The following is a 26,555-nucleotide window of genomic DNA, read 5'->3' as shown; positions in this document are numbered from 1 at the left end:
TGGGTGGAACGGCCGGGGCGTGGGAAACAGCGGTTTTCAGGATTCGTCTCCTCGAATCTGGCCGCCCCGGCATGCGGAGCGGCTCGTGACGCGGTCTCTCAGGAGGCGGAGCACGGAGACGCGAAGTGGTGTCTAGGGCGACGGACGAGGTCCGGCGACAAACCTAGGGGATTCGATGCACCCGGCGGGTTCACAAAATGCTACCCGGCATAACAGGACGACGGCTGATGGCGCCGGGCATCCGGTCGCCGCATGCGTTCGGGTTCGTTTGAAACACGGTGCGCGATGAAGGCCGTCGCGCGGTTTCTCGGCCTGAAGGCCGGTTTTGCGCGGCCAAGGCTGCCGCGCCTGCGCCTCGACATGGCCGACACCGCCGTCTACGCGGTCGGCGATATCCATGGCTGCCTCGACGAATTGCTGGCGCTGGAAGATGTGATCGCGGCGGACGCCGCGACGCTGCCGGGCCGCAAGGTCGTCGTCATGCTGGGCGACTATGTCGATCGCGGGCCGGCATCGGCACAGGTCATCGATCACCTGGTCGCGCCGCCGCCGGCGGGGTTGGAGCGGATCTGCCTGGCCGGCAACCACGAACTCGCCATGCTGGATTATCTCGAAGGGCGGCGCGGGCGCTTCCCCTGGCTGCGTATCGGCGGCGAAAGCACGCTTCTGTCCTATGGCATCGACCATCGGCGGCTGGTCGAGATCTGCCGCGACGACCGCCAGGTCGACGACACCATCCGCAAGTCGATCCCGGCGACGCACCTGGCGTTCCTGCGCACGCTGCCGGTGCTGGTGGAAACGGCGCGTTATCTGTTCGTGCATGCCGGCCTGCGGCCGGGCGTGCCGCTGGACAAACAGACCGACGAGGATCTCGTCTCCATCCGCAAGGCCTTTTACGAGCGGGCCGACCTGATGACGCGCTATGTCGTGCACGGCCATACGCCGGTCGAGGAAGCCCGGCGCGACGGCATGCATGTCAATCTCGACACCGGCGCCTTCTTCAGCGGCCGGCTGACGGCGCTGCGCATCTGGCAGGACAAGGGCCGCTATTTCAGCAATCTGCCGCAGGACGCCTGAGAGCGGCGAGGCTCCCGGTCTTCCCGGCTCAGGCCGTCTCCATGCGTTTCGGGTCCGGTTCGGCAACCGTCTGCTCGACATAATAGGAGGCGTAGCGGTCGAGATAGTGCTCGGCGCCGCCGAACAGGCCGTAGTGGGCGAGCTTCTTCATATCGGTCCGGTTCAGCACCACGCCGAGTGTCTTGGCCGCGATCTGGCGGTCGGCCTGCAGGGCGGAACGCACCAAAACGCGCGGCGTCGCCCCCCATTCGGCAACCAGCACGAAACCGTCGGCCAGCGGCGCGAAGGCCTTGGCGTCGACGACAGGTCCAAGCGGCGGCAGGTCGACCACCACATAATCGAAGGATTTGCGCGCTTCCTCGATGAGGCTGGCCATGGCCGGGCCGGAAATCAGCTCGCTGGTGTGCGACATGCGCCGGCGCACCACCGCCGGGAGAATGACCAGCTTGGTCTTGCGGTCGACCAGGCAGGCGCTTTGCCAGCGCTGTTCGCCGACCAGCGCCTCGACCAGGCCCTTGTCGGGCGTCAGCGACAGGCCGCGGCTCAGCCCCGGATTGCGCAGATCGGCATCGATCAGCAAGGTACGCGAACCATTGGCGGCGAGCAGGCCGGCGAAATTGGCGGCAACCGTGGTCTTGCCCTCGCGCGGCAGCACGGAGACGAAGCCGATCACCTTGCCGGCGGTGCGGTGCAGCACCACGTCGGACGCCAGTTTGACGCTGCGCAGCGTCTCGGCGAAAGACGAGGCCGGCTGGTTGATGGCGACCCGCAGGATGCGCGGGGTGACGGTCTCGGCGCTGGCCGGCCGGGCCGTGTCATCCTCCGCCGGCTGGGCTCTCGGGCGCGCGTCGGCATATTGCCCGCCGATCGCCGGCAAATAGCCGAGGAAATTGAGATCGAGCACATCGCGCACGTCCTCGCCGGTGCGGAAAAAGCGTTCGCGGAATTCCTGCACGGCACCGGCCAGCGCGCCGGCGAACAGGCCGAGCACCACCGACAGGCCGAGCACCATCGCCTTGCGCGGGCTGGAGGCCGAGACAGGATTGCCGGCCTGCGAGATGACGCGCGCCTCGGCGATCGGGAAGGAACGCTGCTGCGAGGCTTCCTGGTAACGCGACAGGAAGGATTGGTAGAGGGTGTTCAGCGCCTGCGATTTCTGTTCGAGGTCGCGCAATTCGACCTGCGCTTCGCTCGTCTGCGAATTCTGTCCGGCGAGGTCGCCGACATTGCTGCGCAGCGAATCCTCGCGCGACTTGGCGACCTGATATTCGTTGCGGTAGCTCTCGGTCAGGCGCTGCAGCTCGGCGAAGATCTGGTTGGTCAGGTCGGCCTGTTCGCGGCGCAGCGCCACCGCCTGCGGATGGTCCTGGCCGAAGCGGCTGGAGATGTCCTGCTCGCGCTTGCTGATGTTGAGATAGCGCGACTTCATGTCGTTGATGACGCTGCTGTTGTTGCCGCCGGCGCCTTTCTCCTGCGGGATCGTGGCGTTCTTGACGGCGTTGTCGGACCCGCTGTCGACGATCGACTTGAACTGGTTGTAGCGGGCGAAGGCGTTGGCGGTGTCGGCCTGCGCCAGGATGAGCTGCTTGTTCAGGTCGGAGAGCTGCTGGTCCGACATCAGCTGGCCGCTGGCGGCGGTCAGCCCATGGGCGGTGCGGAACTGTTCCACCTCCAGCGCCGCCTTCTGGGAATTCTGGCGCAGCTCGTCGAGGCGGCCCTGCAGCCAGACCGTGGCGCGCTGGGTGGCATCGAAATTGGCGTCGAGATGGTCCGACAGATAGGCGTTGGCATAGGCGCGCGCGATCGAGCCGGCGAGCTTGGGGTCGCTGGCGGTAAACGACAGGTCGATAACGAGGCTGCGCCCGACGCGTTCGGCGTTGAGCCCGTCCTGCAACAGGCCGATGGCACGGCCGATCTTGGCGTTCTCGACGGAACCGGGCTCGTCCTCCGAGCCCGAGGAGAAGAAGCCGGCAAGGCTCTTTGCAGTCGACTTCAGCCAGCCGAGCGGCGAGCGCGGTGGGTTGAGGAAGGCTTCATTGGCTTGCAGCTTCTCCGCGACCACGACAGCACGGGCGAGGCGACTGGATTTCAGGATTTCCACCTCCGACAGCACCATGGAATCGGCCTGGGTACCGGCCTGCGTCGGCTGCTTGTCCTGCGCGAAACGGGTCAGGCTGTCGTCCAGCAAAATGCGTGTCGAGGCCGTGTATTGCGGCGGCGTCACCACCAGATAGGCGACGCCGAGTATCAGGCCGGCCAGCGCGAACAGTCCGGCCAGCCGTGCCTGACGGCGCGCCGCCGCCAGCAAGGCGTCGAGGTCGATGAAATCGGACCTAGCTTCCGGGGGCATGGGAACCCTGTTGTTCAACGGAAAACTTCCCTGGTTCATGTCTGTTCCGGTGTTCTGTCTCGATGAAGAAAAAGCCGGCCACGGCGCGTGGCCGTGGCGCGATGATTATGTGTCGGGCGGTTTCGGGTCAGGCCGCCCGGCGGCTGCGTGCCTGCAAGGCGATCATCTCCTCGATCGGCTCGAAGACCAGGTCGCGCATGTCCTCGCGGGCCAGCGCGAAGGCGACGTTGGCCTGGATGAAGCCGTCCTTCGAGCCGCAATCGAACATGCGGCCCTCGAATGGGGATGCGTAGAATTTCTGGCTGGCCGACAGCCGCACCATGGCGTCGGTAAGCTGGATCTCGTTGCCCTTGCCGCGTTCCTGCGTGGCCAGAATGTCGAACACTTCCGGCTGCAGCACGTAGCGGCCGTTGATGTAATGGTTGGAAGGGGCGACCTCGGGTGCCGGCTTCTCGACCATCTCCGTGATGACGAAGCCGTCGCCGACGTTGGCGCCCTTGCCGACGATGCCGTAGCTGCCGGTCTCCAGCGGGTCGCATTGCTCGACGGCGACGACATTGCCGCCGGTCTCGTTGTAGAGGTCGATGACGCCGGCAAGACAGCCGCGTTCGCCGAAGGAGACCATGTCGGGCAACAACAGGGCAAAAGGCTCGTCGCCGACGATGTCGCGCGCGCACCAGACGGCGTGGCCGAGGCCGTGCGGCGCCTGTTGGCGGGTGAACGAGACGGTTCCCGGCTGCGGCTGCATACGGGTCAGCGAGGCGAGCTGCTCGTTCTTGCCCGAACGGGCCAGCGTCTCCACCAGCTCCGGCTGGATGTCGAAATAGTCCTCGATCACATGCTTGTTGCGACCGGTGACGAAGACGATGTGCTCGATGCCAGCCTCCAGTGCCTCGTCGACGGCATATTGCACGACGGGGCGATCCACCACCGTCAACATTTCCTTCGGCATCGCCTTCGTGGCTGGCAGAAACCGTGTGCCGAGACCGGCAACCGGTATCACCGCTTTTCTCACCTTTTTCATCGCGTTATCCCTGTTTGAGATCGAGCCCCCGCCGATTTCAAAAAACTCCTTGTCAGCCCGGTCCGATTGCTGCCTTGCCGAGCGGCAAGGATGACACCAGCCGGCGCAGCCGGGCTTCGATCGGCATGCGCAGATGGCGCAGCGCCGCCGGATCGCGCAGCGCCGTACGGACGGCACGCATCGGCGCGCGATCCTTGAGATGGCCGACCAGTTGCAGAAAGGAAGCCGCCCGCCGCAGGCTGCGGGTGCGTCGCGCCTGTGCGTCGAGCGCCTCGGCATCGAGCGCATGGTTCTCAAGGAAAGCCGCGTCCGCCTTCAGCATCGCCTCGACATGGGCGGGCTCGAGCACGCGCGAGATCGACCCTTCGCGAATGTGATAGGCATAGCCGACGCTGGGTTCCACCGCGCAGCGGCCGCCACGGGCCAGCGCCGAGGCAAACAGGATGTAGTCTTCGCCGATGCGCAGCGCCTCGTCGTAGCGGATGCGGTGTCTTTCCAGGAAGGCACGTTCGAAGACGGGTTTCAAATAGCCGTACGAGAACGTTCCTTCGAACATGATGTTGGCGGCGATGAAATCGGCCAGCGTGATTTCGGGGCGGGCTTCGAGGATCTGCGGCGCGAACATCGGCTCGCGGGCCGCGCTGCCGTCGCGTACCACTTCGAGATTGTCGACGACGATCCGGGCGCCCCGCGCCTCGGCGCGGCCGATCATGCGGCGCAGGCGCTCGGGATGCACGCTGTCGTCGGAATCGAGCACGGCGACCCAGCGGCCGGTGGCGGCATCGAGGCCGGCATTGCGGGCACCGCCCGGGCCGCGATTGCAGTCAAGCGCGATCACCCGCACCTGTTCGGGCGGATAGGCGCGCGCCAGTTCCACTGTGCCGTCGCTGGAGCGGTCGTCCACGACGACGACTTCGGTCGAGACGCCGCGCTGTGCCAGCGCGCTGTCGATGGCGCGCGCGATCGAAGCTTCCGCATTGTAGGCGGCGATGACGAAGGAGACGTCAGGCTGCATGGGGCCGCCCTCCCGCCTGGCTGTCGCCATAAAGGCGGATTTCGCGGACGCCGAGCAGGCCGCTGATGGCACCGACATGCATCAGGCCACGTAGGGCCTCGCGGTTGCGGCGATGCGGCACGGCAAGCAAAGCGGCGGCGCTGGCGAAACAGTAGGCGGCTTTGGCGGCCGCCATGCCGACCTGCTTCAGCGCCCGGCCCCGATGTTGCGCCGCCAGCAGCCGGCCGTGGGTCTGGCCCGAGCGGAAACGCCGCTTGGCCAGCCATTGCAGCCGCGCCCGTTCTGGCATCACCGGCTCCAGCACAACCGCCTCGGCCGCGTAGGCGATGCGGCCGCCGGCCTCGTGCAGCTGCGAGAAATATTCGGTGTCCTCGCCGCCGGTCTTGCCCAGCGCCAGATTGAAGCGCCGGCCGGCAACATGGGCGGATGCGCGGCGCAGCAGCACATTGCCGCTGTAGCCGGTGCGGATCTGCCCATCGACCCAGACGGGGCGGGTGGAGTGGAAATCGCCGCGCCGCATCCAGCCGGGGGCGGCATCGGCATAGACGGCCTCGACCGGCCCCAGCACCGCATCGGCGCCGGTGGCCTCGGCGGTCGCGACCAGCGCTGTCAGCCAGGGCGGCGTCACGGTCGAATCGTCGTCGACGAAGGCGAGGAAATCGCCGCGCGCGGCATCGAGGCAGGTATTGCGCGCCAGCGAGATGTTGGCGGCGGGGCAGTGGATGTACTGGACTTCGAACGGCAGCGACGGCGCCAGCAACTGCACCAGCTGCCGCGCGCTGTCGGTGATGTCGTTGTCGGCGACGACGATGCGGGCAGCAACGCCGGCCGGCATGTCGAGCATCGCCAGCGAGCGCAGCGTCTCTTCGAGGTAGGGCCGGCGATAGGTGCACACGCACAGATCGACCAGGGTTTTCGCGGAGGCGGCAGTGGGGACGGACAGGCTCATGACGCGGCCGCCCTCCGTTTCCACGATCCGAAGAGCTGCAGCCAGAATCCCATCGACCAGCCGAGGTGCATGATCATCGCTGAGACGGCGGCGAGCGGTCCGTATGGATTGCGCTGGCCGACCGCCATCCAGATGCCGTAGCCGAGACATGCAGCGATCCACAGGCCGGCCGGAACCAGCGCCGACAGGCTGAGGAAGGCGAGCGACGTGCCCACCACCACCGGGAAGACCAGCAGCGGGATGGCTTGTCTCAGCCGCGGCCAGGTGCCGTGCTTGAGGATGTTGCGGGCCCGGCCGCGCCCGTAGCCAAGATATTGGCGAAACAGCGCGGTCGCCGTCGCGCGCGGATAATAGGTCATGAAGGTCTTGTCGGTCATCCAGATGCGATGGCCGGCAGCGCGAAGCCGGAAGTCGAGTTCGGCGTCCTCATTGTGGCTGAAGCTCTCGTCATAGCCGCCGACGGCGCGGAAGGCGTCGATGCGCATGAAGGCGTGATGGCCATGGTCGGTCCAATGGCCCGGCGCGCCTTCGCGATGCGGCGAACCGCCATTGCCGAGCTTGGAATTCTGCGCCGCCGCTGTCGCCTTCTGGAACAGGCCGAAACCTTTCGTCGCCATCGAGACGACGACGGAATCGGCGCCAGTGACCGAGGCCTCCTCGATCAGCCGTTCGCAATAGTCGGCCGGATAGCCGCCATGGGCGTCGATGCGAATGAAGCCGTCGACGTTGTCGCCGAAAACGGCCACGGCCAGGTTGACGGCCGCGCTTTGCAGGCGGCGCGGATTGTCGAGCAAAACGACGCACGGATTTCGGGCGGCGATATCGCGCACGATATCGCGCGTGCCGTCGGTGCTGCCGCCGTCGGCGACGACGATGCGAAGGCCAAGCCGCTCGGCCGGATCCGCGAGTTCGCCGAGCAGTGCGCCGATATGCTTGGCCTCGTTGAGGCAGGGGATCACCACCATGCAGCGTTCGACCGGCCGCGATGTCGTCTGCGGAAGCTCCACCGCGTCAACAGTTGGTATCTCGATTGCCAGTGCCGTCATGCCGCCACCTCCAGCGGCACGTCCTGGCGCGCGATGCCGGCAAGGCGGCCAAGCCGCTCGACCAGCGCGCGGCAGTCGGCCGCGTCGCAAATCCAGGTGCCGAGATCCTGAACGGTGATCTTGCGGCGGCGCACGATATAGCCGTCGGTGTCGATGCCGCCCACAAGCGCGACAAGATTGTCGACCGACGCTTCCGAGAGCAGCAGGCCGATATGGCGGTCGGCGAGGAAGCGGGCGGTCTCCGTTCCTTTCATCGCAATCGGCACGGCGCCGAAGCGGCAGCCTTCGTAGAGCCGGTTGGGCAGGAGCCAGCTCGAATTCAGGCCTTCCTCGAAGAAATCGATCGCCCAGGAAAAATGCACCTCGCCATAGATGGCGGCGAGCTCGTCCGGATTGCGATAGGCGCCGTGGAAGGAGAGGTAAGGTTCGGCGCGGACGAAACCGTCGAAATCCTCGAATTCGACATGCGCCGGGCGACCGCGCAACACGACCTCGAACCGTCCCTGCATCTGGCGGGTGAAGGCGGCGAGCAGCTCCAGCGATTTGCGGCAGCGCAGCGCCCCGAACCAGCCGATTTTCCAGGGCTCGTTGGCCGTTGGGGGCCGCGGCAGTTTCGCCTGGCCGGGTGGTTTGCCGCTGAGGTCGAGGATCTTGTTCTGTAAGAGCACGGCCGGAGCCCTGATCTGGCCATACGCCTCGAAATAGTCGCGAACGAAGGCCGGCGAGCTGGTCAGGAGCAGCGCGGTCTCGCGTCCGAACAGGCGCTCGGCGCCGCGCATGGCGCGGCCGACGGCGCCGTCGCTCAAAAGCAGGCGGTGGATGTCCAGGCACTCATAGACGACAGGGGCGGAGCCGCCGAACAGCGCCTTGGCCCGGTTGGCCAGCGCCAGCATCTCGAGATTGCGGCCGATGATGATGTCCGGCTTTTCGATGGTCGCAAGCTTGGCGCCGAGCGAAAGGGCTGCCCTGGCGATCGCCGCCAGGCGCTGCGCGAAGGCACGGTCACTGGTCGGGCCAAGGTCGATCGGCGACAGGCCGTCGAAATCCGGCACGGTCTCGGTGCGCCGGAAACCGGCCAGCGTCACCGAGGCGCCGCCGGCCCGCAGCATCGTCACGCGGCGGCGCACCGCCGGGTCGCAAAGATCATGGACCAGGTAGAGGATGTTCAGCATGCTCATGCCGTCAGCGCGATTGTCGGTGCGCTTTGGGGCGCGTGTAAGCGGCAATGCTCATTGCGTGCCCTTGTTCAGCTTGCAGACGATGGAATCGGGGAACTGGCAGGCATCGCCCGGCGCGGTGAAGGCGACGCGGTCGACCTCGGCGGCGATCGGCTTGCCCGGATCGACGAACGGACCCATCCAGGATTTCAGCGTGTCCGAACCCCAGATACTCAGATAGATCTTGGCCGGGTGGCTGGGCAGCTTGGCGGGATCGGTCGCTTCGTCGACAAGTTTGCCGTCTACATACCAGCGAATGCGGTCCTTCTCCCAGACGAAGGCATAGTTGTGGAAGCCCTTGTCGGCGCCGCCGGGCACCTCGACCAGCTTGGCCGAGCCGACGCTCTTGGCGTTGACATACTGGTTGACCTGCACCTTGGAGGGGTCCTTGCCGAGCACCTCGAAATCGATCTCGTCATGCGGCTGTTTGTGGACTGGGCCGATATAGCTGAAGAAGCCGGTGTTGAGGCCAGAGCCCGCCACCGCCTTCATGCGCACTTCGAAGGCGCCGTAGCCGAAGCGCTGGTTTGTCTGCACTTCGCCGCAGACATATTTGCGGCCCTTGCTCTCGCCGGCCGCGAAGCCGAGCTTCAGCGTGCCGCCGGAGACGCTGACCTGCTTGGCCGACCAGGTGCAGTTCTGATGGTCGCCATTCGACCAGCCGTCGGAAACGTACCAGAGTTTCTTGTCGAGCGTGTCGAAGGTCTCGACGAAGGATTTGCCCGGCTTCTGCTGTTCGGGCTTCTGCTGTTCCTGGGCCTGCGCCGAAACGATGCCCGCAGCCATTGCCGTCAGCGCGGTTCCCGCAGTCAAAAACCACACCAGACCGGCTCGCGCCGGTGTCCTCAAAATCACAGCCATACCGCTTGCTACTTTCGTTTTGGACCGCCCCTTCCGGTGGCGGACCCGCGTCAATTTCGGGCGAATGTTGCAATGCACATATGATGGATTAGCGGATCAGAATGTGACGCGTGGGCACATTCCCGGTGGGCGTCCGGTAACTTTTTATGATCGCCGGTTAAGCCAGCCGTCGGCTTGGGACGACGTCGTTTGGCGCGACCTGTTCATTTTCATGGGGAAACGCCGTGGCCCGGTCGCGCAGTCCGGTAACGAAATCGATCTGCTGCTCGAGTGTGGCGATGCGCGCCGTGTAGCGCATCATCGCCGTGGTCAGATCATCGATCACCGGCGACATGCCAGCGGCCTGATCGTCCTCCAGCGCCTGCTGCGAGAAGGCCGCCCGCGCCGCCACGCTTTCGTGGCGATCGCGCAAGCCGTTGCGTTCGCGCGCGATCTCGCGACCCAGGTCGTCGAGCAGGGCAAGCAGGCGCGCCAGCCGCGCGGCGTCGGTCTCGCCGTCGCGGTGAACGCTTCTTACGCGGAACGGGTTACGGGCACGGAATCTGAACAAAGCCATGGCGGATCCCTTCTCCTGCCTTATAGCGATATCTATTCGGCCGCCGCTCGGTCGGCGCCGGCATGCCAGTTCCAAGCACTTGCCACGATTGATTCGAGATCGTGCCTGGGGCTCCATCCTAGCACATCCCTGGCTTGCGCATTATCGGCAACCAGAACGGGCGCATCGCCGGCGCGGCGGCCTTCGTAGCGAACCGGGAACGGCTTTCCTGACTGATGCGCCACCGCTGCGAGCAGTTCACGAACGGTGGTTCCGGTGCCGGTGCCGAGATTGAGGGCGACGCTGTCGCCACCCTTCAGCAAATGCTCGACGGCGCGGCCATGGGCATCGGCAAGGTCGCAGACATGAATGAAATCGCGCACGCAGGTGCCGTCGCGCGTGTCGTAGTCGGTGCCGAACACGCTGAAGCCGGCGCGACGGCCGAGTGCGGCCTCGATGGCAAGCGGCACGGCATGGGTTTCGGGCGAGTGGCGCTCGCCGATGCGCCCTTCGGGATCGGCCCCGGCGGCGTTGAAATAGCGCAGCACCACGGAACGGAAGCCCTGATGACGGTCGAGATCGGCCAGCATCTGCTCGACGATCAGCTTGGAGCGGCCATAGGGGTTGATCGGGTTTTGCGGATGCGTCTCGCGCATCGGCACGTCGACCGGCAGGCCATAGGTGGCGCAGGTCGAGGAGAAGACCAGCTTGTCGATGCCGGCCTGCTGCGCGGCGAGCAGCAGCGAGAGTGTGCCGGCCACGTTGTTGTCGAAAAACGCCGCCGGCGCCTTCACCGATTCGCCGACCTCGATCAGCGCCGCGAAATGCACGATGGCTTGCGGCCGGTAGGTCTCGATGACCGCGGCCAGGCGTTGCCGGTCGCGGATATCGCCGTGCTCCAGCGGTCCCCATTTGACGAATTCGGCGTGGCCGTTGCTCAGATTGTCGTAGACAACCGGGGTGAACCCGCGTTCGGCCAGATTGAGGCAGGTGTGGGAACCGATATATCCGGCGCCGCCGACGACAAGAACATTGGTCACTGGGATCAATCCTTTCGGTGATGACGAAGGGTGGGTATCGGTTTGAGCTAGCTTCCGGCGCCCGCGGGTTGCGCCTTGCGCTGGCGGATCAGCTCGACCAGCTTCCTCAGCAGGTCGCGTTCGGTGAGCAGCAGGAGCACGCCATAGATGGCCGCACCGGCCGCAGCTCCGACCAGGACTTGCCAGATGGCATTCGCCGAGGCACCGCCTGGCAGGCCGGTCTTGATGTGGTCGATGAGGAAGCGCACGGCCACCGCCATGATGATCGCGGCGATCATCGGCCGTGTCGTGACATAGAGCCCCGACAGGAAGGCGGTGCCGTTGGTGCGGAACACAGCCCAGGAATAGAACACCAGCGTGATGGCGTTGGCGACGCAGAGCCAGACCATGGCCGCGACCAGACCGCCGGTCATGACGCCATAGCTGACCAGGCCGTAGACGAGGCCGGCGCGCAGCACCGCCACCCACCACAGCACGCCGGAACGGCCGGCTCCCTTGAGGAAGGGAATGTAGGTGCTGCAGGGCGACATGATGCCCTTGGAGACGGCGAGAAGGCCGAGGACCGGCCAGGCATAGGCCCATTGCTGGCCGAAGATCAGCAGCATGCCGGGCTCCGCGATCGCCCATATGCCGAACATCATCGGCGCCAGCACCACGGTCGAGACCTGCGTGCTCAGCATCAGCGCGTCGGAGCGGCGGCGCGTGTCGTTGCTCATATGGCTGAAGACGGGAAACAGCACGCCCATCAGGCCGGCCAAAAGCACCTGGTTGGGAATGCTGGAGAAGCGGTTCGCGGCCGAATAGGCGCCGGCGTCGGCGAGGCCGAGATGGCGCGAGACCACCACCAGCGGCGACTGGAAGGTGATGAAGTTGAAGATTTCCGAGCCCATGATGCCGAGGCTGTATTTGGTCAGCGCACCCACCTTCGCCATCGACAAGACAAAACGCGGCCGGTAGCCGCTAGCGTAGAAGAGCCCGCCAAGCCGCACGATGGCCGAGACGAACAATTGGCCGATCAGAGACCAGACGCCGAAGCCGGCCAGCGCCATGCCGACGGCGGTCAGCGCGCCGATTGATTCGGAAACCACGCTCCATGCGGCATCCTTCTGGAAGGCCAGCCGGCGCGCCAAGAGCGAATAGGCGACATCGCCGGCGAGCTGCAGCGGAATGAGGAAGGCCATGATCTTGAGCAGGTAACCGGCATCCGCCGCACCAAGGAAGCCGGCAAAGGAATCGGCCCATAGATAGATGCAGGCCGCCATGGCGATAGCGACGGCCAGATTGACCCAGAACACCGAATGCACCGTTTCGTCGTCTTCCTCCGCCTCCAGGATGAGCGAAGCCGACAGTCCGGCCGAGCCGATCATGGTCAGGAACATGACCACGGTCTGCGCCACCGCCACCACACCGAACTCCTGCGGCGACAGGATGCGCGCCAGGATCGGGACGGTGACAAATTTCAGCCCGAATGTGCTGGTTTTGGAAAGCACGCTCCAGCCGACATTGTTTGTCACGCTTTTCAGGTTAACTGCAGTTGGCATGGGCAGGCACCGTTTGTTGGGACGAGCGGGCCATGTCGTCAGCGAGCCCTTGGACGGGGGGCACCGACCGGAATTCATCGGGACCCTGCGAAGTGGTCCCCCTAAACTCCCGAAGGCGCAAAAAAATGACGAAGTGCACGGTTATCATTCCCTACTACCAGCGAGAGCCCGGAATTCTCGCTCGCGCGCTCACATCCGTGTTCGCGCAAACGCATTCCGATTTCGACGTGATCGTCGTCGACGACGCGTCTCCGTCGCCGGCGGAAGACGATCTGCAAATGTTCTCGCTCGCCGAACGGGCGCGGATTGCCGTTATAAAACAACCGAATGCCGGGCCGGGCGGCGCGCGCAACATGGGGCTCGACCATATCGGGGCCGACAGCGCCTATGCGGCCTTCCTCGATTCCGACGATGAGTGGGCACCCAACCATCTGAAGAATGCTGTGGGCGCGCTCTCACTTTTTGATGCAGATTGTTACTGGGCCTCGATCAAGGGCGGCGCGGAATTCTACTATCATTTCGGCGTGGCCGATCTCGCCGACGTCACCGAAGTGGTGCGGCTGGGGGATAATCCGCCGATCGTCGAGATCCCGGAACTCGCCGCTACCATGTTGAAAAACTGGAGCTTTCTGCATCTGTCCTGCATGGTGATCGGACCGGCGCTGTTTCGCCAAATGCGGTTCGACGCGTCGCTGCGGCTGGCGGCGGAGGATGTGCTGTTCTTCTACGATTGCGTGCGCAACGCCCGCCGCGTCGTCCTCTCCGAGGGCATCGGCGCGGTGCGCGGCGAGGGCATCAACATCTTCCACGGCATGGGCAGCGATTCGCCGCTGTTCCTGAAGCAGCAGTTCAACACCTGGGTGGCGCTGGACCGGCTGCAGAGCCGGTTCCCGCATCGTCCCGACGAAAAGGCCTCCATCGAGGCCTACAAGCAGACGGCGCGAAATCAGGCGCTGTGGGGGCAGGCGAGGCTGGTGCGGGCGCGCAAGGCGCCGCAGCTCCGGCAATTGGCGCAATGGGCCTGGCGCGATCCGAAGCTGCTGCGCAGCGCCGTCGGTCTCGCCGTTTCCAAGATGTCGAAATAAGGACGCGCCACATGCAGCCTTTCTATTGGGAATCCGCGCACGGCAATTTCGGCGACGACCTCAACCTGTGGCTCTGGGATTTCCTGCTGCCGGGGTTCCGCGAGGTTCACCCGGAGGTACTCCTGGTCGGTGTCGGCACCGTGCTCAACCAGGCGCTGTTGCCGGCGGGGATCAAGAAACTCGTTGTCGGCAGCGGCTTCGGCTATGGCAAGCAGCCCGATCTCTCCGACGCCAAGGAGTGGGACGTGCGTGCGGTGCGCGGGCCGCTGACGGCCGACAAGCTTGGGCTCGACGCCGCGCTCGGCATCATCGACCCCGCGGTGATGGTGGCCGAGATGCCGGAATTCCGGAACCTGCCGAGAACCGGCGGCGCGATCTTCGTGCCGCATTGGGAATCGACCATCGGCGGCATCTGGCCGATGGTCTGCCAGGCCGCCGGGCTGGGCTATGTAGATCCCTGCGGCGAGGCCAAGGCGGTCATCAAGGCGATTGCCCAGGCCGAGCTGGTGGTGGCCGAATCCATGCATGCCGCGATCCTGGCCGATGCCTTCCGGGTGCCCTGGGTGGCCGTCACCACTTCGCGCTCCATCAACTCCTTCAAATGGCGCGACTGGGCGAATTCGCTTGGGGTCGAGTACAAGCCGCGGCATGTGCCGATCTCCTCGCGCGCCGAGGCGGTGACCAAGGGCGCGCGCTTCTGGGGCGTCAATTTCGAGGCGCCCGCGACGAAGGCGGACGAGACAGGCCGCCACGACGCGCATGAAACGCTGGTGCTGACGCGCGACGACCCCGCCCCGTCATCGCTACGCGCCATGGCCAAGCAGGTGCTGGCCGCCCCCTCGACACTGGCATTATGGCAAGCGCGCCGGGCAAAACCGCAGCTCAGCGATGCGGCAATGCTGGCGGAGAAAAAGGACCGTTTTCGCGAGGTTCTGGCCGGGGTGCGGCGCGACTATCTCTGAACGTCGGCGCGTGCGGGAAGCAGATAGCGCGGTGCCGCCGGTTCGTTGCCGGCGGCTTTCCCGCGCGCGCCGAACGCCTCGAGCTTGTCGCCGAGCACGCCCCTGACGATTGCCGGTAGCGCGCCCGGATGGCCGAGCGCATGGGCGCCGGCCGCCGCCAGTCCGCGCGCGGCCTTGATGTCGAGGAAATGCCGCAGCTCGTAGCGGGCGCGAATGTGCCGCTCGTGGTTCTGCAGCGCCGTCCGGGTATCCTGCAACAATGCGCCCGAGAGCATGGCGCGGTCGGCCTCGTAGAGACGTTTCAGATCCTCGGTGCGGTGCTTGCCGCTGAGCGAATCGGGGCGCACGACCGCGCCGTAGCCGCAGCCATGGACGACCTTGTAGCGGGCACCCTTGAGCAGAGCGCGCGCATAGAGTTCGTAGTCTTCGCCGAGGCGCAGCTTCTCGTCGTAGCGCAGGCCGTGCGCGTCGAGAAAGGCGCGCCGCATCACCGGTTTCAGGAAGCCGATCTCGCCGCGCGAGGCGCCGCGCCGGGAGATGTTGCCGTCGATGAAACCCTTGATGTTGAGGAAGCGTGGCGCCGGCTCGAAATGCGGCACCTGCGGTGCAGTTCCTGGCACGTTGCGGCTGTCGATGAAGACGATGTTGTCGGCGATGAAATCCCAGTCGTCGGCGCCGGCAAGCAGGCTGTCGAATCGGCCAGGGAGAAAGAAATCGTCCGCATCCAGAATGGCGATCAGCGGCGCGCTGGACTGCGCGATCGCCCGGTTGCGGGCGAAGGCCGGCCCGTGATTGCGATCGAGCTTCAGGATCTGGAGGCGGCCGCTGGCGTCATCGGCCTCGATGCTCGCCTGCGGTGTAGAATCGTCGGAACCGTCATCGACCACGACGACTTCGGAAACCGCCGTTTCGCGCAGCGCCGAGGCGATCGCGCGGCCGATGGTTCTCTCGGCATTCTTGGCCGCGATGATAACGCAGACGGTGGTCGTGGAAGCCATCGCCACACTCCAGCTGGGCCGCTCGCTTTCGGCCTGTTTATCCCCATGCCCTGTTCGGCGACGCGGCACCGCCACGGCTCAGCGTCGCGGCGCCAGTTGCCACAGGCGCAAGGCGATTTGATGACAGCTGACGATGTGTGGAAAAGTCAGGGCAGGGGCGAACGCCGCACGCCCGGCAGCGGCGCGACTTCGCTTTCCGGCTGATTCTCCTTGGCGGCGGCGGGCACGATCTCGTTGCGCGCAACGGCTTCGGCGCTTTTGGCGGCCGGCTTTGTGTGCCCGATCATAAACAGGATGGCGATGAAATAGCCGACCTGGATGATGACGGCGCAGATCAGCGTGTTGATGAAGGTTGTCCAGGCCGACTGGGTAATCGCGTAGGTGGCGATGGCGAATACGACCAGCACCCCGATAAGACCGCGAAGGAAAAGCAGAAAGGACATTCTATCCCTTCTTGCCGGTCATACTTGATCTGGTTCTAAAATACCCACGCAAGACCTGTCTCCCGCCGCGACGAGCGTTGGTCTTACACCACCACCAACGAGATCAAGACTCGACTTCTTCGAGGCCTGAAGCCCTGATCCGACATTTACCCGCGCACCGACAAATATAAGAATTTCGGCAACACTGCGCAATACGAGACGCGGCTCCCGGCACGTCCGGGAATTACCTTACGTCCGCTCGAAATATTGTAGCGGAGGGCCGGGGAGAACGGTTCCGATTGGGCTAGCCCAAATGAGCACTGTGCCTTTGTTTAAGGTTTACTGGTAATGATCGCGACATTTTCATGGAGAAACGCAATACAACTCGATTATGGGATGATACGTACCGTGATTAATATAGTTCATTATTGAAAACACAAAGGAAATCAAACGCAAAAGTTGCCCTCCATGAAGGGCATGAACATTGCTGGACCCGCAATGTTTCGATTCGTTACAAAATATGACTGTCGGTCGGTTTTCGTGACCGATTTTCATCACAGAGGTGACATATCCAACGCTCTATTGTTCGTATGTTGCGGTGCAGCAACGTTGACCTGACCATTTTTCGCGGAGCAACAAAATGAGATATGCCGCCCGATTGGCCAACAGGTTGTCGTCACGGTCGGACGGCGAAGCGCCGCCGGCGATCGGCGGTGTCATCAAGCGCGGTTTCGACATTGTCGGCGTATTGGCGGGAATTGCCCTGCTGAGCCCGCTGCTGCTCATGCTGGCGGCTTTGGTGAAGGCCACCGACGGCGGCAGCATCCTTTACGGCCACCCGCGAATCGGCCGCAACGGCGCCGTCTTCCGATGTTGGAAATTTCGGACGATGGTCGAGAATGGCGAGGAGGTTCTCGCCGCCCATTTCGCCAGCAATCCGCAAGATCGCGACGAATGGAATGCCACCCGCAAATTGCAGAACGATCCGCGCGTCACCCGCGTCGGCGTCGTGCTGCGCAAGCTCAGCCTCGACGAGCTGCCGCAGATCGTCAACATTTTGCGCGGCGAGATGAGCCTGGTCGGCCCGCGTCCGGTGGTGCGGGATGAACTCGAACTCTATGGCAACGCCGCCGCCTTTTATCTGCAGTCGCGCCCGGGTCTGACCGGCCTGTGGCAAGTCAGCGGCCGCAATGACGTTTCCTACGGTGCTCGCGTCGCCTTCGACCAGCACTATGTCGAGAACTGGTCCTTCATCTTCGACCTGAAGATCCTCGTGCGCACGGTTCCGGCGGTGTTCTCCTCGCGCGGCAGCTACTGACGCCGGCAATTGGCGGCCCGACACTTCAAGCAAACCGCCACAGCAAAGGACGGCTCCTGGTGAAAGATATCCGCTTTATGTCGCGTCGCGCGCGCCTTCTGCGCGCCATCGCATGTCTGGCTCTCCTGACGATGGCGGGCATCACCGCTGCTGCCGCTTCGGATTCCTACCGGCTGGACGCGATGGACAAGCTGCGCATCCGTGTCGCCGAGTGGCAGAGCGCGGAAGGCGCTGTCCGCGACTGGGCGACGATTAGCGGCGACTATGGCGTAAGTCCGTCGGGCGACGTCTCGTTGCCGTTCATTGGCGAGCTCGCGGTGAAGGGCAAGACGACCGTCGAGGTGGCTGCCGCGATCGCCGCCGGCCTGCAGCAGAAGCTCGGCCTGCCCGACAAGCCCGAAGCTTCGGTAGAGATCTCGGAGTTCCGCCCACTGTTCCTTGCCGGCGACGTGCAGACGCCCGGCAAATATGCCTATGCGCCCGGCCTGACCGTCCTGAAGGCCTTGAGCCTCGGCGGCGGCCTGCGCCGCTCCGACAATGGCGGCCAGGGCGGGCCGCGCGACTTCATCATGGCGCAAGGCAATTACGACGTGCTGGTTGCGCAGCGAAACGGGTTGCTGGCGCGGCGCGCCAGGCTGGCTGCCGAAACCGAAGGCAAGGACCAGATCGACTTCCCCGAGGAATTGAACAAGACCGAACAGGGCCGCAAGCTGGTCAGCGACGAGAGCGCATTGATGGCGGCGCGCCAGAAGCGCCTGCGCCTGCAGCTGGGCGCGCTCGACGACCTCAAGAAGCTGCTCCAGTCCGAGATCGAAACGCTCGACCAGAAGATGGTCACGCAGAACCGGCAGCTCGAACTTTCGCGCACGGAACTGAAGAGCCTCGGCGAGCTCGCCGAAAAGGGTCTTGTCGTCAACCAGCGCATCCTGACGCTGGAACAGACGAATGCCGAGCAGGAAGGCAAGGCGCTCGACATGGAGACCGCCAGCCTGCGCGCCAAGCAGGACATCGCCAAGGCAACGCAGGACGCCATCAGCCTGCAGAACGACCGAGATACCGAGATCGCGCAGGATCGTCAGCAGACCGAGGCCGATCTCAGGGAAATGGACCTGAAGATGGGCATGTATTCCGGCCTGATGACCGAGGCTGTCGCGCGGGCACCCGATGCCGCCCGCAATCCGGCCAACGGCACCGCGCCGACCATTCGCTACGCCATCGTCCGCACCGACGCGGACGGCAAGACCGGCCAGGTCAGCGCCGACGAAAACACGCCGGTGCTGCCGGGCGACGTGGTCAAGATCGAGATCGCTGGCCCGAGCGTGACGTCCAACTGAGGGCCGTCATGTCGCCAATGACAGGCGCGGGCCGGCGCCGTGATGCGCTGTCGACGGCGGCGCTTCCGCACACCGCCGGTCGCGCCATGGAAACCACGCCATGAAGATAGCCAAGGCCGCCCTCATCAGCCCCGACCGCAATTTCTGGTACGGCGCGCTGGCGGTTGCGCTGTCGATCTTCGTCTTTGCCTATTCGAGCCGCTTCGGCCAGGCCTCGATCATGGCCTTTTACGCCTGCTGGCTGCCGCTCATCCTTGTCGACTATCGGCGCGTGCTCGGCGACTACCGCCGCTTCTTGTGGATCATCGCTTTCGCGGTTCTTGCCTGCCTGTCGGTGTTCTGGTCGGCGGCGCCCGGCGTCACCGCGCGTGCCGCCCTGCAATTATTGTCGCATATCGTCTGCGCGCTGATCGCGGCCCGCACGGTTTCGGTGCGCACGCTGAACCTCGGCGCACTGGTCGGCATCCTGGCCGTGGTGCTGTTTTCGGTGGCCTTCGGCCAGTACAATTACGACCCGCTCGACGGCACTTACAGTTTTGTCGGGGCCTTCGGCTCGAAGAACCAGCTCGGCCTGTTTTCCTCGCTTGGCATCTATTTCGCCTTTACCGCCATCCTCGTCCTGCACGAGCGCGGCCCGTGGCGGCTTCTGGCGCTGGCTTGCGGCGTGCTCTGCGTCTACACGCTGCACGCCGCGCAATCGGCCACCTCGGTTCTGGCGATCGCGGCGACCCTTGCGCTGATGGTCTGCCTGAAGCTCGCCATGCTGTTTTCGCCGAAGACCCGCAAGGCGGCGCTGGTCGTCGGCGTCACGCTGGCGCTGGTCGCGGTTTTCGCCGCACTCAATCTCGGCGCCGCCGATCTTGTGCTGGGCGCTTTCGGCAAGGATTCGACGCTGACCGGCCGCACCTATCTGTGGTCGCAGGGCTGGGCGGCCGCTGCTGAAACTCCCTATTTCGGCGTCGGCTACCAGGCCTATTGGGTTCAGGGCTTCTCCGAGGCCGAGCGGCTGTGGGACGAGTTCTACATCGGCACCAGAAGCGGCTTCCATTTCCACAACACCTATATCGAGGTGCTGGTGGAGATGGGGGCGTTCGGCCTGGCCGCGCTGGCGCTGCTGATGCTGCGCGTGCCGTTCGGCCTGCTCTTGCGGCTCGTCGATGCCCGGCGCGATCCCGCCACTTTCACGCTTTTCGGCATCGCGGTGATGTTCCTCATCCGCTCCTTCGTCGAGGTCGATGTCATCAATCCTTATGTGGTCGGCTCCTTCCTCATTTATTACGCCGCCGGCCAACTCGCTTTGCCGCAGCGCGCTGGGCAGTCCGAGCCGGCGCCGCGCCTCGTGTTGCGGAACGCGACATGACCAGGCTCTACGGCGTACAATATCTGCGGGCGATTGCCGCCCTCGGCGTGGTCGTCTTCCACGCCGCCGAGCGCAACGGCAGCCATTTCACCATCGGCGCGGCCGGCGTCGACGTTTTCTTCGTCGTCAGCGGCTTCATCATGTGGGTGCTGGCCGAGACGCGGCAGCCGTCGCCGCTGACATTCCTGCGCGAACGCGCCGAACGCGTGGTGCCGCTCTATTGGGCGGCGACCGCGGTGATGGTCGCCGGCGGCCTGGTTGGGCTTTTCCCCAACATGCACCTCACCGCCTTCCATGTCGCGGCCTCGTTCGCCTTTGTCCCGCATGTCTCGCCGAGCGATGGCGGCACCTGGCCGGTGCTGGTGCAGGGCTGGACGCTGAACTACGAAATGTTCTTCTACCTGGTGTTCGCGGCGGTCCTGTTCCTGCCGCCGGCGCGACGTCTGCCGGCACTGGTGGCGATATTCGGCGCGCTCGTGTGCCTGGGTCTTTTGCTGCAGCCGGAAGGCGCAGCGCTGCGCACCTATACCAGCCCGCTGCTCGCCGAATTCCTGATCGGCATCGGCATTGGCAAATTATGGCTGGCGGGCGCCATGCCTCGGCCAGCGTTTGGTGCACTGCTTGTCGTCGCCGCGATCGCTGGCTTCGTGCTGGTCGCGGCCGGTCTTGCCGGTTTCAATCCGCTCGTGCTGGGCCCGCTGTCGGCGATGCTGCTTGTCGGCGTGCTGGCGCTGGAGCAGGGCAAGTGGCTCTTCCGCTTCATCCCGCTCGCTTATCTCGGCGACGCCTCTTATTCGATCTATCTGTGGCACACGCTGGCGATCTCGGTGGTCATGAAGGCGAGCGGGCTTCTGTCTCTGCCTGCCGCGACCGCCATTGCCCTGTCGATCGCCGCCGGCGTCGCCATCGGCATTGCCTGCCATGAATTCCTGGAAAAGCCGATCGCCGGCTATCTCAAAGCCCGCCGGCTTCGGCAGAAGGTCGGCTACGCCGTGTGAGTTGGCGGCCGGCTCCATCACACCGCCGTGGAATGGCGGGCGGGGCCGGCTGAGAGATAGGTATCGAAATGGGCGGCGATCGAGCGTACGAACGGTTTGGCCACTTCCGCGATATGAAAACGATCGCCGTCGAGGACAAAACCGCTCGATGGGTCGGCGGCGAGAAGCAGGGCATCTTCGAGAGCGCTTTTGGCGTCCGGCCCGAACCGGGCGCGCAGTTCAGTCCGCGAAAACGCGCAATCGCACATCAGCCGCTCGATGATCCAGGCGCGAACCCGGTCTTGTGGGGTGAAGGCGATGCCGCGCACCACGGCCAGCTCGTCTTTCCCCGCCATTTTTTGATATTCGCCGGTTGCCGGCATGTTCTGCACATAGCCTTGCGGCAGTCGGCCGATCGACGATGCGCCCAGCCCGATCAGGGCATCGGCCTCGTCGACCGTGTAACCCTGGAAGTTCCGCTTCAGCGAACCGTCGGCCAGCGCCAGCGCCATGCCATCTTCGGGCCGGGCGAAATGATCGAGCCCGATCGCCGCATAGCCGGCACCCGCGATCATTTCCGCCGACAATTGCAGTTGTGCCAACCGTTCGGTGGCGTCGGGGAGCGCCGTCTCGTCGATCAGCCGCTGATGTTTCTTGAACCAGGGCACATGTGCGTAGCCGAACAGCGCGATGCGGTCCGGCTGCAACGAAAGCGCCTTCTTCACGGTCTCAGTGAGCGAATGCCGGGTCTGATGCGGCAGGCCATAGAGCATGTCGAGATTGATCGAGCCGATGCCGCGGGCCCTGAGGTTCTCGACCACCCAGCGGGTTTTCTCGAAACTCTGCTCGCGATTGATCGCCTCTTGTACCTTCGGGTTGAAATCCTGCACGCCGAGGCTGGCGCGCGTCATCGCCATGCGTGCCAGCGCGTCGAAGCGCGCTTCGTCCATGTCGTTGGGGTCGATCTCGACGCTGACCTCGGCGTCGGCCCGGAAATGGAATGCGCCGCGCAGCGCCGCATTGAGCGTGATCATGTCGCGCGGGCTGAGCAAGGTGGGCGAGCCGCCGCCAAAGTGCAGGGCACTGATCGTGATGCCGCTGTCGAGCAGGGCGGCAACCGTTTCGATTTCCCTGAGCAGCGCGCCGACGTAGCGGCTGACGGGCGCATAGGACAGGGTCTGCTTGGTATGACAGGCGCAGAACCAGCAAAGCCGGTCGCAATAGGGAACATGCACGTAAAGCGACACGGCGCTTTTGACCGGAAGCGCCTGCAACCAGGCCTTGTAGGTGGCCGCCGACACGCTTGGGTGAAAATGCGGGGCGGTGGGATAGCTCGTATAGCGCGGCACGGGTGCGCGGTATCGACGCAGAAGCGCTTCTTGCACGGTGCCTCCGAAATCATGAGTTCGACACGCTGGCAACAATGGCGCATTGGCCGGCATTGGCCTTTGACCCAGATCAACTTGCGGTGGAGACAAACTGACGCGGGATTTCTCGAGCCGGAGGGGATAGAACAAGGGCATAGGCAAGGCGGGGTGCGAGTGGCATGAACCTGCGAGAAGATGTTCATACGGCGGGAATTCCGGTCCTGTGCCAGGCATGCGAGGCCCGGCATCGCGGTGTCTGCGGCGCGCTCGATCCGAACCAACTGGTGACGCTGGCGAAAGCCTCCTCGAAACAGACGATCGAAGCCGGAGCCGAACTGGTCGGCGATATGGAAACGGTCGATCACTATTCCAATGTGCTCGCCGGCGTGGTGAAGCTGACCAAGACCTTGTCCGACGGCCGCCAGCAGATTGTCGGCCTGCAATTCGCGCCGGACTTCCTCGGCCGCCCGTTCAAGTCGGAAAGTGCGGTCAATGCCGAAGCGGCGACGAATGTGTCGCTGTGCTCGTTTCCCAAAGGCGCCATCGAGCGGATGATGCGGGAGAGCCCGGGACTGGAGAACCGGCTGCTGCGGCAGACACTGAAAGAACTGGACGAGGCCCGGGACTGGATGGTGACGCTTGGCCGCAAGACCGCGGCGGAGAAAGTGGCCAGTTTCCTCCTGCTCATCGCAAATCATATTGATCCGAGCTCGGGCGACGAGGGGCGCGCGACAACGTTCGACCTGCCGCTGACCCGCGCGGCTATCGCCGACTTCCTCGGCCTGACCATCGAGACCGTCTCGCGGCAATTGTCCAAGCTGCGCGCCGAAGGTGTCATCTCGATCGAAAACAACCGCCATGTCAGCGTGGCGCGGCGCGATCGGCTGGAGGCAAGGGCCGGGCATTAAGGGGCGGGATAAAGTGGTCGGGGTAGATCGATAAACCGCAGCCTTCCCTAAGCGGCGTCCGCGTTTTGGAGCCTTTCCGCTCAACCCAGATCGCTTTCCAGCGAACAGCGACGATGCCAGAACCGGCCCAAGAACGCACTAGTCCCCCACAATCACCGGCAGTACATGCTCGCGTTCGAAGGCGATGTGGCGCCGCAGCGTTTCGAACAGGCCGCGCAACATGAAGCCGAACGCTTCGGGGTTCTCGATCGGCTTGCCGTGGCCGACCGCCAGCAGCACCTCCGTCACTTCGTCGGCAAAACTTTCGTCCTCGACATGTTCGACGCGTAGCCGGTGAAGGGTGGGGTCGGTGTCGCTCCGCCCGGTCGCACTGGCAAAGGCGGGGAAGATGACGTCGCCCTCGTAGTTGTGCGCGTCGCGCAGCATCGGCACCAGGATACTGGCGATACGCAGGCATTCGAGCCGGCACACAGCATCCGGCAAGGTGTCGGCGATCGTTTCCAGCGCCGCGCACAGCGTGAGCTTGTCTTCATGGATGCGCTGCATCTCCAAAGCGGGATGTCTCGACCGGTCTTGCCCCGGTATGGCCGCGAGCGGGCCAGGCGACGGGCCGACCGCGATGGATTTCAGGAATTGCTCGCACCGCACAGGTCAGCCTCTCCGCCTCTCGCCAGTCACGAAGGCTGACAAATCGAACCTCGGAAGGCTTTGACCTGGATCAAGGCAAAGCGTCGCGCGCTGGTGGAGATGAAGGCGTCAAGGAACGCATGGGGATGCGGGATCCGAAGCAACCAATCCATGGGGTCGCCCAATGAGATACGGCGCTGAAATTGTCTGGATGAGCCTGGCGACGTTCCTGGCGTTGCTGGGTGCCGGCTTTGCCGCCGACGATCTGTTCAGAGCGCATATGTGGGTGCTGTTCGCCGTATTGGCGATCGGCACGATCGTTCTGTTGCGCAATGTCAGTTTCGAGCCGGAGCAGCCGGTCGATCCGTCCACCTACATGGACGGGCCGATACGCTACGGCTCGGTCGCGACGGTGTTGTGGGCGGTCGTCGGCCTTCTGGCCGGCCTGGTCATTGCCATGCAGCTCGCCTATCCCGACCTCAATCTCGAGCCCTGGTTCAATTTCGGCCGCATGCGGCCGCTGCACACTTCGGCGGTCGTCTTCGCCTTCGGCGGCAACGCGCTGATGGCGACATCCTTCTATGTCGTGCAGCGTACCTGCCGCGCGCGCCTCTTCGGCGGCAATCTCGCCTGGTATGTGTTCTGGGGCTACCAGCTGTTCATCGTGATGGCGGCCACTGGTTACCTGCTCGGCATCACCCAGAGCCGCGAATATGCCGAGCCCGAATGGTATGTCGACGTGTTCCTCACCGTCGTCTGGGTCGCCTATCTCGTTGTGTTCCTGGGCACGATCCTGAAGCGCAAGGAACCGCATATCTACGTCGCCAACTGGTTCTATCTGTCCTTCATCGTCACCATCGCGATGCTGCATGTGGTCAACAATCTGGCGGTGCCGGTCTCCTTCGTCGGATCGAAAAGCTATTCGCTGTTTTCGGGTGTGCAGGACGCGCTGACCCAATGGTGGTACGGCCACAACGCGGTGGGCTTCTTCCTGACCGCCGGCTTCCTAGGGATGATGTATTATTTCATCCCCAAGCAGGTGAACCGGCCGGTCTATTCCTACCGGCTGTCGATCATCCACTTCTGGGCGCTGATCTTCCTCTATATCTGGGCGGGTCCGCACCATCTCCATTACACCGCGCTGCCTGACTGGGCGCAGACGCTGGGCATGGTCTTTTCGATCATGCTGTGGATGCCGTCCTGGGGCGGCATGATCAACGGCCTGATGACGCTGTCGGGCGCCTGGGACAAGCTGCGCACCGACCCGATCGTGCGCATGATGGTGACGGCGGTCGCCTTCTACGGCATGTCGACCTTCGAGGGGCCGATGATGTCGATCAAGGCGGTCAACTCGCTGTCCCACTACACCGACTGGACCATCGGCCACGTGCATTCCGCCGCCCTTGGCTGGGTCGGGCTGATCTCCTTCGGGGCGGTCTATTTCATGGTGCCGCGCCTGTGGAACCGCGAGCGGCTCTATTCGGTGCGCATGGTCAACTGGCACTTCTGGCTGGCGACGCTGGGCATCGTTGTCTACGCGGCCGTCATGTGGGTGTCGGGCATCATGCAGGGCCTGATGTGGCGCGAATACGACGAGCAGGGCTTCCTGGTCTATTCCTTCGCCGAGTCCGTCGCAGCCATGCACCCCTATTACGTGACGCGCGCACTCGGCGGCGGGCTCTATCTGGCCGGCGCGCTGGTGATGGCCTGGAACATCTTCATGACCATACGCGGCCATCTGCGCGAGGAAGCCCCGACGACGGGCGTCGCTCCCGCTTTGCAGCCGGCCGAATAGGAGTTCCCAAAAATGTCTCTCCTGGACAAACACGCCCTCATCGAGCGCAACGCCACGCTCCTGCTCGTCGGCTCCTTCCTGGTCGTCACCATCGGCGGCATCGTCGAGATCGCCCCGCTGTTCTATCTCCAGAACACCATCGAGAAGGTCGAGGGCATGCGCCCCTACTCGCCGCTGGAGCTGGCGGGGCGCAACATCTACGTCCGCGAAGGCTGCTATCTGTGCCACAGTCAGATGATCCGCCCCTTCCGCGACGAGGTCGAGCGCTACGGGCATTACAGCCTGGCCGCGGAGTCCATGTACGACCATCCCTTCCAATGGGGATCGAAGCGAACCGGTCCGGATCTCGCCCGCGTCGGCGACCGCTATTCCAACGAATGGCATGTCCAGCATCTGAGCGACCCGCGCTCGGTGGTGCCGGAATCGATCATGCCCCGCTACGCCTTCCTGAAGGACGTGCCGCTGTCGCCGAAGGGCTTCTCCACGCAACTGGTTGCCAATGTCGATGTCGGCGTTCCCTACACCAAGGACATGATTGCCAATGCCGAGGCCGACCTGATCGCGCAGGCCGATCCGAACGCCGATACGTCGGGCCTCACCAAGCGCTATCCGAAGGTGAAGGTTGGCGATTTCGACGGCAATCGAAGCCAGGTGACCGAGATGGACGCGCTGGTTGCCTATCTGCAGATGCTCGGCACGCTGGTCGATTTCTCGACCTATGACGATGCCGCCGGTTACCGCTGACGG

24 protein-coding genes are annotated in these 26,555 nt (G+C 64.5%); 10 read left to right on the top strand and 14 right to left on the bottom strand.

Going from position 1 to position 26,555, the window contains the following annotated elements; all coding sequences use genetic code 11:
- Window positions 1-285 precede the first annotated feature (285 nt).
- Window positions 286-1,077: a metallophosphoesterase family protein gene (locus FZF13_RS06545; RefSeq protein ID WP_024922570.1), complete on the top strand. Its 792-nt coding sequence runs from the start codon at window positions 286-288 to the stop codon at window positions 1,075-1,077.
- Window positions 1,078-1,105: 28 nt separating this feature from the next.
- On the opposite strand, the gene FZF13_RS06540 is transcribed toward FZF13_RS06545, so the two are convergent.
- The 10 genes from FZF13_RS06540 to FZF13_RS06495 all read right to left on the bottom strand — a co-directional run bounded on the left by FZF13_RS06540 (window position 1,106) and on the right by FZF13_RS06495 (window position 12,655).
- On the bottom strand, window positions 1,106-3,427 hold the full coding sequence (locus FZF13_RS06540) for a polysaccharide biosynthesis tyrosine autokinase (protein WP_275041527.1): 2,322 nt from the start codon (window positions 3,425-3,427) through the stop codon (window positions 1,106-1,108).
- A 127-nt stretch (window positions 3,428-3,554) separates the two neighbouring features.
- Window positions 3,555-4,451 carry a UTP--glucose-1-phosphate uridylyltransferase gene (locus FZF13_RS06535; RefSeq protein WP_024922572.1) on the bottom strand — a complete coding sequence of 299 codons (897 nt, stop codon included), beginning with the start codon at window positions 4,449-4,451 and terminating at the stop codon, window positions 3,555-3,557.
- Between the two features lie 52 nt (window positions 4,452-4,503).
- Window positions 4,504-5,466 carry a glycosyltransferase family 2 protein gene (locus tag FZF13_RS06530; RefSeq protein ID WP_024922573.1) on the bottom strand — a complete coding sequence of 321 codons (963 nt, stop codon included), beginning with the start codon at window positions 5,464-5,466 and terminating at the stop codon, window positions 4,504-4,506.
- Window positions 5,456-6,415, bottom strand: a complete 960-nt coding sequence (locus FZF13_RS06525; protein WP_036253693.1) for a glycosyltransferase family 2 protein — start codon at window positions 6,413-6,415, stop codon at window positions 5,456-5,458. Before FZF13_RS06525 ends, FZF13_RS06530 begins: the two co-directional genes overlap by 11 nt.
- Window positions 6,412-7,380: a glycosyltransferase family 2 protein gene (locus tag FZF13_RS06520; protein ID WP_036253770.1), complete on the bottom strand. Its 969-nt coding sequence runs from the start codon at window positions 7,378-7,380 to the stop codon at window positions 6,412-6,414. Before FZF13_RS06520 ends, FZF13_RS06525 begins: the two co-directional genes overlap by 4 nt.
- Window positions 7,381-7,457: 77 nt before the next feature.
- Window positions 7,458-8,633, bottom strand: a complete 1,176-nt coding sequence (locus tag FZF13_RS06515; protein ID WP_024922576.1) for a glycosyltransferase family protein — start codon at window positions 8,631-8,633, stop codon at window positions 7,458-7,460.
- Between the two features lie 57 nt (window positions 8,634-8,690).
- Window positions 8,691-9,539 carry an endo-1,3-1,4-beta-glycanase ExoK gene (gene exoK / locus FZF13_RS06510; RefSeq protein WP_081766818.1) on the bottom strand — a complete coding sequence of 283 codons (849 nt, stop codon included), beginning with the start codon at window positions 9,537-9,539 and terminating at the stop codon, window positions 8,691-8,693.
- Between the two features lie 157 nt (window positions 9,540-9,696).
- Entirely contained in the window at window positions 9,697-10,095 is a 399-nt protein-coding gene (locus FZF13_RS06505; protein WP_024922578.1) for a hypothetical protein, read from the bottom strand.
- A 32-nt stretch (window positions 10,096-10,127) separates the two neighbouring features.
- Window positions 10,128-11,114, bottom strand: a complete 987-nt coding sequence (gene galE, locus FZF13_RS06500) for a UDP-glucose 4-epimerase GalE (protein ID WP_081766819.1) — start codon at window positions 11,112-11,114, stop codon at window positions 10,128-10,130.
- A 47-nt stretch (window positions 11,115-11,161) separates the two neighbouring features.
- Window positions 11,162-12,655, bottom strand: coding sequence for a lipopolysaccharide biosynthesis protein (locus FZF13_RS06495; RefSeq protein ID WP_024922580.1), 1,494 nt, complete (start codon window positions 12,653-12,655; stop codon window positions 11,162-11,164).
- A 125-nt stretch (window positions 12,656-12,780) separates the two neighbouring features.
- Between FZF13_RS06495 and FZF13_RS06490 the strand changes: the two genes are divergently transcribed.
- Entirely contained in the window at window positions 12,781-13,740 is a 960-nt protein-coding gene (locus tag FZF13_RS06490; protein ID WP_024922581.1) for a glycosyltransferase family 2 protein, read from the top strand.
- A gap of 11 nt (window positions 13,741-13,751) precedes the next feature.
- Window positions 13,752-14,702 carry a polysaccharide pyruvyl transferase family protein gene (locus tag FZF13_RS06485; RefSeq protein WP_024922582.1) on the top strand — a complete coding sequence of 317 codons (951 nt, stop codon included), beginning with the start codon at window positions 13,752-13,754 and terminating at the stop codon, window positions 14,700-14,702.
- Here FZF13_RS06485 and FZF13_RS06480 read toward each other — a convergent pair.
- On the bottom strand, window positions 14,693-15,700 hold the full coding sequence (locus tag FZF13_RS06480; RefSeq protein WP_024922583.1) for a glycosyltransferase family 2 protein: 1,008 nt from the start codon (window positions 15,698-15,700) through the stop codon (window positions 14,693-14,695). The genes FZF13_RS06485 and FZF13_RS06480 overlap by 10 nt on opposite strands.
- Before the next feature lie 146 nt (window positions 15,701-15,846).
- Window positions 15,847-16,143 (bottom strand): exopolysaccharide production repressor protein, encoded by a 297-nt coding sequence (locus tag FZF13_RS06475; RefSeq protein WP_024922584.1) that lies wholly within the window; start codon window positions 16,141-16,143, stop codon window positions 15,847-15,849.
- A 619-nt stretch (window positions 16,144-16,762) separates the two neighbouring features.
- Here FZF13_RS06475 and FZF13_RS06470 point away from each other — a divergent pair.
- The 4 genes from FZF13_RS06470 to FZF13_RS06455 all read left to right on the top strand — a co-directional run bounded on the left by FZF13_RS06470 (window position 16,763) and on the right by FZF13_RS06455 (window position 21,132).
- Window positions 16,763-17,440: a sugar transferase gene (locus tag FZF13_RS06470; protein WP_024922585.1), complete on the top strand. Its 678-nt coding sequence runs from the start codon at window positions 16,763-16,765 to the stop codon at window positions 17,438-17,440.
- Window positions 17,441-17,517: 77 nt separating this feature from the next.
- Entirely contained in the window at window positions 17,518-18,774 is a 1,257-nt protein-coding gene (locus FZF13_RS06465) for a polysaccharide biosynthesis/export family protein (protein ID WP_024922586.1), read from the top strand.
- A gap of 100 nt (window positions 18,775-18,874) precedes the next feature.
- Window positions 18,875-20,134, top strand: a complete 1,260-nt coding sequence (locus FZF13_RS06460; protein WP_024922587.1) for an O-antigen ligase family protein — start codon at window positions 18,875-18,877, stop codon at window positions 20,132-20,134.
- Entirely contained in the window at window positions 20,131-21,132 is a 1,002-nt protein-coding gene (locus FZF13_RS06455; RefSeq protein WP_024922588.1) for an acyltransferase family protein, read from the top strand. Before FZF13_RS06460 ends, FZF13_RS06455 begins: the two co-directional genes overlap by 4 nt.
- A 17-nt stretch (window positions 21,133-21,149) precedes the next feature.
- Here the strand turns inward: FZF13_RS06455 and hemN are convergent, their stop codons facing one another.
- Window positions 21,150-22,496, bottom strand: coding sequence for an oxygen-independent coproporphyrinogen III oxidase (gene hemN / locus FZF13_RS06450; protein ID WP_024922589.1), 1,347 nt, complete (start codon window positions 22,494-22,496; stop codon window positions 21,150-21,152).
- Between the two features lie 161 nt (window positions 22,497-22,657).
- Between hemN and FZF13_RS06445 the strand changes: the two genes are divergently transcribed.
- A complete protein-coding gene (locus tag FZF13_RS06445) occupies window positions 22,658-23,386 on the top strand; it encodes a Crp/Fnr family transcriptional regulator (protein WP_024922590.1) in 729 nt (242 codons plus the stop codon).
- 138 nt (window positions 23,387-23,524) lie between these two features.
- Here FZF13_RS06445 and FZF13_RS06440 read toward each other — a convergent pair whose 3' ends face one another.
- Entirely contained in the window at window positions 23,525-23,932 is a 408-nt protein-coding gene (locus FZF13_RS06440; RefSeq protein ID WP_024922591.1) for a hemerythrin domain-containing protein, read from the bottom strand.
- Window positions 23,933-24,197: 265 nt separating this feature from the next.
- Here FZF13_RS06440 and ccoN point away from each other — a divergent pair, with 265 nt between their 5' ends.
- Entirely contained in the window at window positions 24,198-25,808 is a 1,611-nt protein-coding gene (gene ccoN / locus FZF13_RS06435) for a cytochrome-c oxidase, cbb3-type subunit I (protein WP_024922592.1), read from the top strand.
- A 12-nt stretch (window positions 25,809-25,820) separates the two neighbouring features.
- Window positions 25,821-26,552 (top strand): cytochrome-c oxidase, cbb3-type subunit II, encoded by a 732-nt coding sequence (ccoO, locus tag FZF13_RS06430; RefSeq protein ID WP_024922593.1) that lies wholly within the window; start codon window positions 25,821-25,823, stop codon window positions 26,550-26,552.
- Window positions 26,553-26,555: the final 3 nt, after the last annotated feature.

This window comes from Mesorhizobium terrae (genome assembly GCF_008727715.1).
GTDB classification, from domain to species: domain Bacteria; phylum Pseudomonadota; class Alphaproteobacteria; order Rhizobiales; family Rhizobiaceae; genus Mesorhizobium; species Mesorhizobium terrae.
Note: the sequence above shows the minus strand (reverse complement) of the source record. Positions and strands in the feature narration are given on the sequence as shown.